Source organism: Motilimonas sp. E26 (genome assembly GCF_021278025.1).
Classification (GTDB): Bacteria; Pseudomonadota; Gammaproteobacteria; order Enterobacterales; family CBDFNC01; genus Motilimonas.
In genome coordinates, this window is sequence record NZ_JAIBHJ010000001.1 from 53,580 (window position 1) to 66,937 (window position 13,358).

The following is a 13,358-nucleotide window of genomic DNA, read 5'->3' on the forward strand; positions in this document are numbered from 1 at the left end:
TTATGCTCGCTTAACTCAGTTGGTAGAGTGCCGCCATGACATGGCGTAGGTCACTGGTTCGAGTCCAGTAGCGAGCACCATCTCCCCCTTTTATACTTCCTATTCAAATCACTCCTAGCCATAGCCTTAACTAGCATTATTTAGCAAATTATAATGTTACCAATATGTTAAACAGAAATATTTAAATTAGATACATATGTGGATGCAACTTAGTTATTTGGTCATATTCACTAACCTAGCGGGTTTTATCTAGCGGTAAATATACGACAGGGGTCTATCTTTTTTAACATAAAGCTTACCTAAGTTTGATTTAGATATTACCGAGTGAGAGCATTGATTGGTTAGATGTTGTACATCTGCCACATAACTCATTATGTCTAAATTAACTGCAAGGAAAGCATTTAATGAATCTGCACAAGAAAACCACTTTGTGCCTGGCCGTTAGCGCCGCACTACTCTCGTTCACAACCAGCGCCGCCAATGCACAAGCTGGCTTCGATGATAACTACCCACAAACAAACCGTATTATTGTTAAATATAAACAGCCAAGCTTTGGCGTCATGCGCGCTGCTGTATCGCAAGTGCGCCGCATGGAAGTAACAGAAGCGCTAACAGCTAACACAGGTTTTGTTGCTGACTACAAACGTACAACCTTAACCGGCGAAGAAGTTTATGAGCTAGATCAGTGGCAGGACAACCAATCCCTTGAACACATATTACGTGACTTAGAGAACAATCCGGATATTGAATACGCTGAGCCTGATCAGCTCATGTTTGCTATGGCCAATACGAATGATCCTAGCTTTAATAAGCTATGGGGTTTAACCAATGTGGCTGGTGGTATGAACTTCGTTGATGCTTGGCAATATGCCACAGGTAAAGGTGTTAATGTTGCTGTAGTCGATACTGGGTATGCCAAACACAGTGATTTAGAAGCCAATACAGTAACAGGCTATGATTTCATCAGCAACGCCACCATGGGCAATGACGGCAATGGCCGTGATGCCGACCCAAGTGATGCTGGGGACTGGCTTAAAGCAGGTGAATGTGGCAATAACTATCCAAAGCGTGACTCTGATTCATCTTGGCACGGAACCCATGTAGCCGGTACCATCGCAGCTGTTGCAAATAATAGTAAAGGTGTTGTTGGTGCTGCTTACGACGCCAAAATAGTGCCTGTTCGTGTTTTAGGCAAATGTGGTGGCTATAGCTCAGACATTGCTGACGGTGTACTTTGGGCTGCTGGTGCTCGTGTACCAGGCGCACCAGTTAACCCTAACCCAGCTAAAGTTATTAACTTATCTCTAGGCGGACCAGGCACTTGTGCGCGAGTGTCACAACAAGCATTTAACACGGCAAGGAACTTAGGCGCAACAATTGTGGTTGCTGCAGGCAATAGTAATAAAAATGCAGCTAATTTCACTCCCGCCAGTTGTCAGGGCGTGATCACTGTTGCAGCTCTTGATCAGTACGCTAACAAAGCAAGTTACTCAAACTTTGGTAAGGATGTCGATATCGCCGCACCAGGTGGTGAAACTCGCTACGGCTCAGCAGGTGGAATTTACTCGACTATTAATGCCGGTAAAACGGTACAAGCTGGTGAGAGCTATGCCGCTTATCAAGGCACAAGCATGGCTGCACCACATATTGCAGCACTGGCGGCTTTAATGTATGAAGCCAAACCAGACATCACTCCTGATGAAGTTGAGCGAGTCATTAAGCAAACCGCCAAGCCATTTGCCGATCCAAACCGATGCATCGATTGTGGTAGCGGTGTTGCAGATGCGAAAGCCGCGCTAGCCTTGCTCGCTACGGGTGTCGTCCCATCTGTCGAGCCGACTGTTGCACCAACGCCAACGCCTACTCTCGCCCCAGTACCAGCAGGACATTGGGATCCAGCGAAAGTTTATGTCAAAGATAACGAAGTTATTTATAACAACGTTAAATGGCGTAGCAAGTGGTGGAACCAAGGCGTTGAGCCAGGCTCTACGCAATGGGGGCCATGGGAAAAACTAGGCTCTGCTGGCACACCGACTCCAGCGCCAACTGCTGCACCTACGCCAGCACCGACACCTAAGCCAACGGCAGCACCGACACCAGCTCCGACACCTGAGCCAACGCCACAGCCAACAGCGGCCCCAACGCCGCTTCCAACCGTTGCGCCAACACCCGTACCGAGTGTTGATCCAACCCCAGTGGATAGCTGGAATAGCAATCTAGTCTATGTAGCAGGTGATGTTGTAGTACACAATAATAAGGTTTACCAAAGCAAATGGTGGAACCGAAACAGTGAACCTGGCACCGAGCAATGGGGGCCATGGCGCTTAATCACTAAATAATTGTGTTTAGTGCCCATTAACATTAGGGCTTTGGCCCTAATGTTAATTTTTTGGAGTGATCATGCGACAATTATTAATTCTAGCCACTTTGTGCTTTGGAGCTGTTGCTCACGCTGAAAGTAAAGTACAAAATGAAACTCGATTATTATTGCAATATAAAGCAGATAATCCTGTTTTGAAGCAAGACGTAGCCAATATGATAGAGCAATATGCTTGCCCTATTATTACTGTCCAAGCACGCAGTGATAACCAAGCCATCATTACACTAACATGTGAACTATCGGCAAAAACAAAAAACCAATTAATTGAGCAGCTAAGCCAAAGTCAAATGCTCATTTATGCAGAATTTGATCAAATCATGACCCATCAACAACCCATGCCATTAACAAAATAGTTAAGTATTACTTCATGTTACCCTTTAAATTGATTTATCATCTGTGCATTCAATTTAAACCACCATAGGAATCCGACATGATTAGTAAATGGGCAGCACGCTTTTTCCAAATGGCCCAACTCGTTGGTTCGTGGAGTAAGGATCCTTCAACTCAAGTAGGCGCAGTGATCACAGAGAAAAATCGCATCGTCTCGGTTGGCTTTAATGGCTATCCTCGCGGTATTTCAGACAGTGCTGAAACTGATAGCCGTGACATGAAACTACTGAAAACTTTGCACGCCGAGGAAAATGCCATTTTGTTTGCCAAGCGCGATTTGGCTGGCTGCGAGATTTGGGTGACACACTTTCCCTGTCCTAACTGCGCAGCAAAGATTATTCAAACAGGCATCGCTACCGTCCATTGTCCAGAGCAAACAGACGACTTTTTGTCTCGCTGGGGTGACAAAATCCAAGTAAGTCAAGATATGTTCGAACAAGCAGGGGTAACAGTCGACTGGCTACCTTTAAAGGATTTCTAATCAGCTTTTTTTTGATTTACTTTGAAACCCTTTAATAGAGCGCTTATTTAAACTGCGCCTGTTAGCTTGTTTGTCCCGTGGCGCACGCTTAGGCGTTGCGCTACTGGGTTGGTCTGTGACAACAAATCCGGCCAGTGTTTGCGTAGGTAAAGCTCGCCCAGTTAACTGACGAATGGCGTGGAGATACCCTGATTCGCCATGACAAACCAATGAAATAGCCAAACCCGATGCTCCTGCTCGCGCCGTGCGCCCAATCCGATGCACATAGGTCTCGGCATGACTAGGCAAATCAAGATTAATCACTATCGGTAATGCTACGAGATCGATACCTCTGGCAAGTAAATCTGTCGCCACCAACACCTCTACCTTTCCCGTTTTAAAATCAAATAAGGTATTAGTACGCACCTCTTGGTCTTTATCTCCGTGTAAGGCTGCCGCGTTAATTCCAGCCTTAACTAGTTTTTTAGTTACGGCGTCGACACTGTCTTTTACACTAATAAACACCAATACTTGCTGCTTGGATTGTGCTTTTAATAAAGCGATTAATGCTTGTGCTTTACTGCCTTTATTGACCAAAAACAGCTGCTCTTCAATTTTTGGTGCAAGGAGATCTGCGGCACTAATCCTTAAATGCTTTGGCGTAGTTAATATTGTTTGCGCTAATGCCTCAAGTGGGGCTGGCATAGTGGCAGAAAACAACAAGGTCTGCCGCCTAGTCGGCATGGCTTGAAGCAGTTGCTTAAGTTTTGGCCAAAAGCCCATATCAAGTAAGCGATCCCCTTCATCTAATACCAGTAATTTCAGCTCAGTAAAACAGATTAACTGGTGCCGGTGAAAGTCATCTAAGCGGCCAACTGTTGCAATGATTATCTGGGGAGACAAGGCGAGCGCATCAGTTTGTTCTTGACGGGATTGAGATTGTCCGCCAAAAAGAGTTTGAATTCGCAACGATAACGCATTAGCGATAGGGTTGAGCTGCTCAGCAATCTGCAGGGCTAACTCACGTGTAGGAACAATAATAAGCCCCTGTACTGCATTTAGTTGGCCATCAATGCCATTTAATAAAGGCAAACCGAAGGCGAAGGTTTTGCCACTTCCTGTCGGGGCAATGGCCAGTACGTCTTCCCCATTAAGTGCAACAGGAATAGTAAGGCGTTGAATGGGAGATGCTTGCACCAAGTGAGTCGGCAAAGCGGCGACCAACTGAGGGGCTAACTTGAAGCTTGAAAACGTCATGGCTATTTACTCAATACGATTGAGGGCGCAGTCTAACGAGCAAACCCTTAATAGTAAATTTTTTCAGCGGGTCAACATTGGTAGGTGGTACAGGCTAATTTTGTCGGCACGCTAAACAAGCATCTGAACTAATACACATTATCTTCGTGAAGCTGCATTGTAGGCTCAGTGACTTGACCGCCATTAACCTTGATTTGCTCAGCATAAAAAACTTGAATGGCTTTATCTCTACTTAATTAATGCTGTGCTTGTACAAAAATCTTAACTGAGTGACCCCACATCATCCTTATCAATTGATTGATGACAAGTCTCATGCTGAGGTGACATTCTTTGTCGCTCAATTGCGGCCAGTATCGTTGCATGGTGCTGGCCACTCAGTTCGACTATTTTCGCAGTGTTTTCCATTGCACTCGCCAACTGGTTAAGCTCACCAATAGTACCGATTAATAAATCTTTCGTTGGCCGTAACAGCAGATAATAACAAGCATATAAAGCAAGACAAATCACCACAAAAAGTGCAATTAATATTAATATGACGGTGACTTTAAGATCCCCCAGAAAGGTTTGGCTACTTTCTACAATGGGTAAGCTAGCTTGCTCAACTAAACTCGGCAGCTTAATAAGTGAATTATCTAAAGTCACCGTGAGGGTCTCAATTTGTGACATCATGTTTAGTACTTGTTGCTTTTCTTCTGAGGTTAATTCTGGGCGCGCACTCATATCAGACATCGTTTCTGCTATATCCGCTAGCGCTTGCGCAACCTGTGCTGCTGGCTGCTCAAACCCCGTAAGATCAACGCCCACATTAATATTAACTAAGCCATCTTTTTCAATAACTGGATGACTGGGATCAGATTGATTAACCCTTGCTTCGTCAGCCGCAATAACGAAACCGCAGCATAAAACGAACAGCATGATACTGAGTAATGACTTAAACAAGGTAAAACTCCTACTTAGATAATTCAGAAATAGCGTGTTATTAGCCCAGCCACAGCTCTAAAGCAACGCTTGAGATACTCTCTTACAAAATAATTTGTCAACGAGAGAAAGGAAATGAAAATGAATGCTTTTTATGAGATTTGTGAAGCAATACTGGCACAAGATAATCGACAAACAAAAAAGGGTTTCAGAAATATTCTGAAACCCTTTTAATATGGCGGTGAGCGAGAGATTCGAACTCTCGTTAGGGGTTAACCTAAACACACTTTCCAGGCGTGCGCCTTCAGCCACTCAGCCAGCTCACCAAATTTTTTTAGTCTGACAGGTTAGCCCTGAGACAACGGCGGCAAGAATAAGGAAAACGGCTTAATCCGTCAACTGTTAAAGGTTATTTTTAAACTGTTTGCCTAAAAAGCCGCCAAGTTGACCTTAAATAACTTTCAACTCTTGCCTTAAGTATACGCCTGCACCGAATAGGCCTGGATCGGGATGTAACACCACATACGTCGCAATGCCAGCATTGTAAGCACTAAAACGCCCTTTACTTTCAAACGCGCCGCGAAAGCTTGAACTTTTCACATAATCGATAAATCGAGGCACAATGCCGCCTGCAATATATACCCCACCCTCACAAGCTAAGTTAAGCGCCAAATTACCAGCGAAACCGCCTAACCCTTCACAAAATACTTCAAGGGTCAGCTGTGCCTGTTGACACTCTTGCGCTAAACCGGCCCGGGTGATGTCGGCTGCTGCGTTAAACTTAACAGGCTGCTGCGCGATATGACAAAGGGCCTGATATATATTTTCAATTCCTTGACCTGAGAGTAAACGCTCTGCACTCACGTGGCCCATTTTTTCAGCTAATACATTGAGCACCTGACGTGAACGCTCTCCCGTTGGTGCAAATGAAGTATGGCCACCTTCACCATCTAAACTTATCCATTTGTCATTAATGTTGATAAGATGACCAACGCCTAACCCAGTACCTGGTCCACAAATACCAATAGGCTTTTTATCTTTTACTTCACCACCACCAATCTGCACTTTTTCGTCATCGGCTAGAAATGGTACAGCAAGGGAAATAGCCGTGTAATCATTGATGACATAAAGCTTATCGAGTCCAAGGGCTTTCTTCAGTGCCTGTTGTGAAAAGGTCCAAGTATGATTGGTCATTTCAACTAGATCATCATCCACTGGACAGGCGATTGCGATACATAGCTGCTTTACTAAACCATCTAATTCAGAAAAATATTCTTTAACCACGTCAGCAATGGTCGGGAATTCAGCACACAAGTACTTTTTTATTTGGCTTAGCTCACCAGTTTTCTCATCAATTGAGGCTAATCGAATATTAGTTCCGCCAACATCGGCGACGACATAATGAGTGTTCATTGCAGCTCCAAAAAGTGTGTTATGGCCATAATTGTTTGTTATTTTAAAGTCGATGACAACTAGTGTTATGATCTCGCTGCGGGTTTCACTGTATTTTTACTGCTGCTATCACAATTGTGTTGTTAGGAATCTTGCTATTGTCATTTTAATTCCTATATATGCCCTCATAATTCCTTTATTTATCATCATATTTCATAGGTATCAGCGTGATAAACAGGTAAAATCCTGCCTTTATCAAGTTACTTCGTCAGATCGCGATGTTATTTTTACAAGGAGCGCGTTACCCTCATGTCTAATAAGTATTCCACAAAAGATTGGTTATTGTTGTTTTTTAAGGGAGCGGGAATGGGCGCTGCCGATGTGGTGCCAGGAGTTTCAGGTGGTACCATCGCATTTGTCACCGGTATTTATGAGCGTTTATTAAATGCGATCAAATCCGTTGATCTTAAAGCCGTTAATATTCTATTAAAAGATGGAGTTAAAGCTTTTTGGCAGCATATTGATGGCTCCTTCTTGTTAGTGTTGTTTTCCGGATTACTCCTCAGTATTGCTTCCCTTGCTAAGCTTATTACGTACTTGTTAGCGTATCATCCTCTATTAGTCTGGTCGTTCTTTTTTGGTTTGATTATTGCCTCTGTAATCCATATCGCAAAGCAAATAACCCACTGGGGCGCGGTTAATATCATTAGTTTAGTAGTAGGCAGCGTGATCGCATTTGTGATCACCAGCATATCGCCAAGTAGCGTTGACCCTGCCCCTTGGTTTTTCTTTGTTTCTGGCGCCATAGCAATCTGTGCGATGATTTTACCGGGTATTTCTGGCAGCTTTATCTTATTGTTAATGGGCATGTACGGCCATGTGTTAGCTGCGGTCAATGATCGTGACTTTATCTTGTTAGGGCTATTTTTACTGGGTTGTATCGTTGGCCTAATGTGTTTTTCACGGTTTTTATCATGGTTGTTAAGCCGTTTTCATGAAGCCACATTTGCCTTATTAGCCGGATTTTTAGTCGGCTCATTAAATGTGCTTTGGCCATGGAAACAAGTGACCAGTACTTATTTAAGCTCTAAAGGCATTGAAAAGCCACTGACTACGGCCAATTTATGGCCAAATGATTTTACTTTAGTGACAGGTCAAGACGCACAAACATTAGTGTGCATTGCTCTGATGGTTGCCGGGTTAGGGTTGATACTCGCCATTGAAAAGCTGTCAGCAGCAAAGCCATAGACAATTATCTGCAAAGACATAACCAATAACGGGCCAAAAGGCCCGTTTTATTTTTGCAATATTGCATCTATAGCCAATCAACGTGGAGATACTTGATTTCAGCAACGCTCTACACGCGTTTAGGCAAGGCATTGATTGCCGATAAACATGCCACAATCATCCCCATTTACAGTTTATTCTGTGATACTCTCATTCTCGTTGTTTTCAGGAGACCCATTATGTTTACAGGTATAATTCAGTCCGTTGCTTTAATTGCTTCCGTCACTGACCAAAACGGTATCAGAACCTTTGAAATCGAATTTGAACCTGGCTTTTGCCAAGATTTAGAAATTGGCGCCAGTGTCGCGGTTGATGGCGTTTGCTTGACGGTTACCCAACTCCTGTCACCAACCCGAGTTGCATTTGACATTATGTTGAAAAGCTTAGAAATCACAACACTAAGCGAATATACACCAGGCCAAAAAATTAACGTTGAACGCGCAGCAAAAGACGGTGCCGAGATTGGTGGTCACCCGTTATCAGGTCACATAGATTTCAAAACCCAGGTACTCGATGTACAACACATCGATGATAATTATCGGGTACGTATCGCGATCAGTGATGACTGGGCCAAGTATATCTTTCCAAAAGGCTATATTGCTTTAAACGGAGCAAGCCTGACGGTCTCTGACGTAAATAAACAACAAGGCTGGTTTGATGTATGGTTAATTCCAGAGACGCGGCGAATGACGACGTTTGAAAGCAAAAATAACGGCGCAACAATTAATGTCGAAATAGAACGAGGTACCCAAGTCATTGTTGATACCGTGCGCGATGCTATCAATGAAAAAATGGGTCACCTGATGCCTCTGTTTGAAAAATTTTTAGCCGATAATAATGCCGATATAGATGCGATTGGCCAAACCACGCAAGCTGCGCTATCGGATGCCAATAAACAATAATATTCGTCTGCATGACACTATTGGCTAGTTTAAAAACCATTAGGGTCTGTTGATCTTTCGTGATTGTTTTTGCAGCGAATTGTTGGGTATTTATACAAAGCGTTCGTTGTGGCCAGCACCTTTGTGGCATAGTGAACTATGCGAAAAGGCGCTAACGCAGTAGAAATGGCCAACAAATGCTGTCCTGCGGATTCGGCTAAAAGCGTTTTGTCCATCGTTGAGCAGTATTTACTTAGAATACTAAGCTACACACTGCTCGCCTTGCTCAAAACGCTTTTAGACAAGGTGTCCCCTCTCGAACAAAAATCAACCAGCAAAGATCAACAGACCTTAGCCAATAGAGTCTATACGATAACCACGCCCACCTGCCGCAACAAACGGACAAGCTCCTAACCAGTAAAAATATCAGCGAGCCTAGATAGTACGAATGTTTCTTCCATTAAATCATAATAAGCACTATTATCCTGCTGTTTCTCGCCGTTAATGAGGTCCCATTGATGGTCAGATCACATGCAGTACTACCTTAACAATTTACTGCATGAATAATAGTCCAGGTAAGAATTAGTTCGGCTTATAATCGTCCCTACCAGCATCTTACAATTCCAGAAAAACTTCTTCACCTATGTATTTGGAGATACCTTGATCAACTACAAACAGGAATTAAAGACCTTAATCAAACTCAGCTGGCCTATCCTCATCGCGCAGATAGCCATGACCACAATGGGCTTTATCGATACAGTAATGGCAGGAAATGTAAGTGCAACCGATATGGCCGCGGTCGCAGTGGCATCAAGTTTTTGGATCCCTGCCATTTTATTACTGCAAGGCTTAACCATGGCGGTTACGCCCATCGTGTCGCACCTTAACGGTGGGAAAAAACGCAGCCAAATCCCCTTTTCAGTTATTCAGGCTCTTTGGCTTGCCATGGCACTATCAGGCATCATGATGATTCTGCTCTATTACAGTCCCTGGGTATTAGTATGGATGGATGTTGAGCCTGAGCTGGCCCGATTAACCAAAGGTTACCTCCATGCCGTCATTTGGGGCATGCCACCCTTTGCACTTTATCTTGTGCTGCGCAGTTTATGTGATGGACTGTCGCGTACGGTGCCTTCAATGATGATTGGATTTGTTGGCTTAGCGGTGAATATTCCCGCTAACTATATCTTCATTTTCGGTAAACTTGGCATGCCTGCTTTAGGTGGTATAGGCTGTGGTGTTGCCACGGCTTTAGTCTACCTCGCGATGGGCATTGCCATGCTGCTTTATGTATTATTAGATGGTGAATTAAAGCGCCTTAACCCATTTAAACGTTTTATTGCTCCTAATTTAAAACAAATCAAGCGTATTTTTTCTTTAGGTTTTCCGATTGCCGCAGCCACTTTTTTTGAAGTGACCTTATTTACTATCGTGGCCTTGTTACTTGCTCCAATGGGCGCAGAAGTCGTGTCCAGTCATCAAGTAGCAATTAACTATTCATCGATGATTTTTATGATCCCGTTAAGTATTGGTATCGCGGCCAGTATTCGTGTGGGCCATAATCTAGGAGAAAGGCAACCGGAAAAAGCGATGATAGCAGCCAACACAGCCATTTTTTTAGGCTTGGCGATTGCCGTCGTCACAGCGACATTTAGTCTTGTGTTTCGCCAGCAAATAGCCGCTTTTTATACCGATGATAGCGAAGTGATCACATTGGCAGCTAGCTTATTAGTACTCGCTGCGATCTATCAATTTTCTGACACCATACAAGTAATTGTTGCGGGTATCTTACGAGGTTATAAAGACACTCAAGTTATTTTCTATATTACTCTCGTGTCTTTTTGGCTAGTCGGGCTACCAGTCGGATATGTATTAGCTGCCACTAACTGGATCATCGAGCCCATCGGCCCACACGGCTACTGGGTGGGCTTTATCTCTGGCTTAACAACAGCGGCAGTGCTACTCAGTTTCCGCTTGGTTTATAACTATAAACAAAGTGCAAAATTAAAATTGGTAGCAGCCAATATAAACTAAATAGAGACCCCATAGGGTGTTGATTGGTTTCCTTCAAGTGGGTGTCTCTAAACAATTAGAGGCTACTCGCCTGTTGTGAGTAGCCAAACACGACCAAAATGTTTGTAGTAGCCAGCGTTTCGCCCCGCTTGAACACCTAACCCATGGTACAAGTCGAGATGATTTTTCTTAACCGCGCCACCTGTGTCTAACACCATTAATAATTTCAGCACATGGTGCCCCATCCAAACGCCTTTTGCATCAAGCTGCGGCACTTCGGCGAGTATCACGCTGCCCATGGGTAAATACGCTCTATCGGCTGCGACTGCGGCCCCACCTTGCAAAGGAATACCGGCCGAGCCAATAACATCCAACTCTTTATTCGCTTTGAAGAAAACAAATGACAGATTTTGCTCAAGTAACTCTCGCAACGTGGCCTCATCTTGCTTTTCCGCCCAGCTTTTAATTGCCTCTAGGGACATATCTTCTCTGGCGACTTCACCTCGCTCAATAAGTACCTTGCCGATACTTGTATAACCATGGCCATTTTTCCCTGCATAAGCAAAGTATTGTTTGTCACCACCATCTTCAAAATAGACAAAACCACTGCCCTGCACTTCTAACATAAAGTTATCCAACAGAGACTTACTATAGCCAATTTCTAATCCTTGGTTAGCCAAGGCACCAGCATAAATTTGAGCGCGACTAGGGCAACGACCTTGACACTTTGGCATGCCATAAAGGGGGTATTTATAAACAGCATCCGCTTGATGGCGAATTTTCATCACCGGGGAATAGTAGCCGGTAAATAACACGTTTCCTTGTCCATCAGCCCCGCCCATTTGCGCAGCTTTAATGCCAAACAGGTTAAGACTGGCGGGATCTCCATTTTGTTCGGCCCAGTTTTCAACCTGTTGATATAATCCATTCTGACGCTTAACAAGGTTAGGCGATTTTTCTTTCACCTTATTCATTTGCAATGTAAACAGACTGTAATCACGAGGTTTATCTGAGATCACTAGAGGCACAGGATTTAGCACTTCGGTAAATTGTTGGTTTGAGGCTTGTTTACCAAAATTTGTTTTGGGATCAACAATATCCAGAGACTTTGGCGCCGTCGCACAAGCGCTTAGCAGTAAAATAGGGGCCGAGATAGAAACGAGTAGTTTACGCAACACAATGACTCAATTGAAAATTTTGCCTAGATTGTCAAAGTTCCGATTCAGACACAAGTGCTATCGACTTAAATTGTTCTATATTTACCCCATTTAGTTAAGATAGGTTTTATTCACGTTTATTAGTGATAAATTTAAAATTAAACATGCGATAAATATGATAATTTTACATTTTCGCCAGTCATTTATACTAGAATTAAACAAAATTACAGTCTGATAATCGATGGGCATGCTGAATATAGTTCTTTTTTTTACCGCATTTTTAATCTCATTTTACTCTTTCGCGGCAAGCATCAATGACGCCAAAATTTTAGTTGTGCCAAAAGGCGTAAACATGACGTTTTGGCAGTCAGTGCAAGCGGGTGCCATTGCAGCAAGTAAAGAAAAAAGTCAAAAAGTCATTTGGCGCGGCCCATATAATGAAACTGACATAGAAGCACAAATATCAATTGTCAGAAACTATCTTGACTCGAACATTGAAGTGCTGATTATAGCGCCGATAGATGCCCACTTATTGGTTCCTTTCGTATTACAATACCAACGCAAGGGTAAGAAAGTGATAGTATTTGATTCAGCCTTAATTGGGCCTGAGACTGCCAGTTTTGTCGCTACCGATAATTTTGCCGCTGGCACGCAGCTTGTAGAGACATTACACCCCCATTTTCCTGACAAAGCAGAAGTATTAATAGTGCAAAATGCCGCTGGACATGCATCAACGGAAGATCGAGTGGCAGGATTTGTTGCATACCTGAAAAAAAATGGTGTGAATAAACTTCACTTTATCGAAGGCGGAGTAACCAAAGGCAGTGCCTTGCATGCTACCCGTCTAGCTTTAGCCGAGAACGAGAATATCAATGTCATTTTGACCCCCAATGAAACAACCACTGAAGGTGCGGCACTGGCCATTAAAAAACTAAAACGTAACAACGTTTTGATGGGCGGGTTTGACATCAATTCGGTGATCTACAGTCACCTGCAACATGGTGTGATCCATAGTCTGGTGTTACAAGACCCATACAAAATGGGCTACACAGCCGTTGAACAAGGGGTCAAATTGCTAGCAAACGAAACGCCTAGTAAAGAAATATTCATGCCCATCGTTATCATCAATCGACAATCGCTAACCGAAATAGGCAACTATGAATTTATTCGACAGTTTCTTGTTGAGCCAAGCCCGGCTCATTAACTAAGCCGAAACGTTGGTA

11 protein-coding genes and 2 tRNA genes are annotated in these 13,358 nt (G+C 43.5%); 8 read left to right on the forward strand and 5 right to left on the reverse strand.

Annotated features, from left to right (window positions below):
* Positions 1-4 precede the first annotated feature (4 nt).
* The 4 genes from K1M91_RS00280 to K1M91_RS00295 all read left to right on the forward strand — a co-directional run bounded on the left by K1M91_RS00280 (position 5) and on the right by K1M91_RS00295 (position 3,251).
* Positions 5-80: transfer RNA gene (locus K1M91_RS00280), tRNA-Val, on the forward strand.
* A 324-nt stretch (positions 81-404) separates the two neighbouring features.
* Positions 405-2,339, forward strand: a complete 1,935-nt coding sequence (locus tag K1M91_RS00285) for a S8 family serine peptidase (RefSeq protein WP_232799554.1) — start codon at positions 405-407, stop codon at positions 2,337-2,339.
* 61 nt (positions 2,340-2,400) lie between these two features.
* A complete protein-coding gene (locus K1M91_RS00290) occupies positions 2,401-2,733 on the forward strand; it encodes a hypothetical protein (protein WP_232799555.1) in 333 nt (110 codons plus the stop codon).
* A gap of 77 nt (positions 2,734-2,810) precedes the next feature.
* Positions 2,811-3,251 carry a cytidine/deoxycytidylate deaminase family protein gene (locus K1M91_RS00295; protein ID WP_232799556.1) on the forward strand — a complete coding sequence of 147 codons (441 nt, stop codon included), beginning with the start codon at positions 2,811-2,813 and terminating at the stop codon, positions 3,249-3,251.
* On the opposite strand, the gene K1M91_RS00300 is transcribed toward K1M91_RS00295, so the two are convergent.
* From K1M91_RS00300 to K1M91_RS00315, 4 genes are all read right to left on the reverse strand, one after another.
* Positions 3,252-4,487, reverse strand: coding sequence for a DEAD/DEAH box helicase (locus tag K1M91_RS00300; RefSeq protein ID WP_232799557.1), 1,236 nt, complete (start codon positions 4,485-4,487; stop codon positions 3,252-3,254). It lies immediately after the preceding gene.
* A gap of 261 nt (positions 4,488-4,748) precedes the next feature.
* Positions 4,749-5,426 carry a hypothetical protein gene (locus tag K1M91_RS00305; protein WP_232799558.1) on the reverse strand — a complete coding sequence of 226 codons (678 nt, stop codon included), beginning with the start codon at positions 5,424-5,426 and terminating at the stop codon, positions 4,749-4,751.
* 215 nt (positions 5,427-5,641) lie between these two features.
* Positions 5,642-5,731, reverse strand: a tRNA-Ser gene (locus K1M91_RS00310).
* Between the two features lie 124 nt (positions 5,732-5,855).
* Positions 5,856-6,818 carry a glucokinase gene (locus K1M91_RS00315; protein ID WP_232799559.1) on the reverse strand — a complete coding sequence of 321 codons (963 nt, stop codon included), beginning with the start codon at positions 6,816-6,818 and terminating at the stop codon, positions 5,856-5,858.
* A gap of 288 nt (positions 6,819-7,106) precedes the next feature.
* On the opposite strand from K1M91_RS00315, the gene K1M91_RS00320 reads away from it, so the two are divergent.
* From K1M91_RS00320 to K1M91_RS00335, 3 genes are all read left to right on the forward strand, one after another.
* Entirely contained in the window at positions 7,107-8,045 is a 939-nt protein-coding gene (locus tag K1M91_RS00320) for a DUF368 domain-containing protein (protein ID WP_232799560.1), read from the forward strand.
* Between the two features lie 218 nt (positions 8,046-8,263).
* Positions 8,264-8,986 (forward strand): riboflavin synthase subunit alpha, encoded by a 723-nt coding sequence (locus K1M91_RS00325; protein WP_232799561.1) that lies wholly within the window; start codon positions 8,264-8,266, stop codon positions 8,984-8,986.
* Positions 8,987-9,625: 639 nt separating this feature from the next.
* Positions 9,626-10,999 (forward strand): MATE family efflux transporter, encoded by a 1,374-nt coding sequence (locus K1M91_RS00335; RefSeq protein WP_232799563.1) that lies wholly within the window; start codon positions 9,626-9,628, stop codon positions 10,997-10,999.
* Positions 11,000-11,061: 62 nt separating this feature from the next.
* Here the strand turns inward: K1M91_RS00335 and mltA are convergent, their stop codons facing one another.
* Positions 11,062-12,156 carry a murein transglycosylase A gene (gene mltA, locus K1M91_RS00340; RefSeq protein WP_232799564.1) on the reverse strand — a complete coding sequence of 365 codons (1,095 nt, stop codon included), beginning with the start codon at positions 12,154-12,156 and terminating at the stop codon, positions 11,062-11,064.
* Between the two features lie 226 nt (positions 12,157-12,382).
* Here mltA and K1M91_RS00345 point away from each other — a divergent pair, with 226 nt between their 5' ends.
* Positions 12,383-13,339, forward strand: a complete 957-nt coding sequence (locus K1M91_RS00345) for a substrate-binding domain-containing protein (protein ID WP_282561050.1) — start codon at positions 12,383-12,385, stop codon at positions 13,337-13,339.
* Positions 13,340-13,358: the final 19 nt, after the last annotated feature.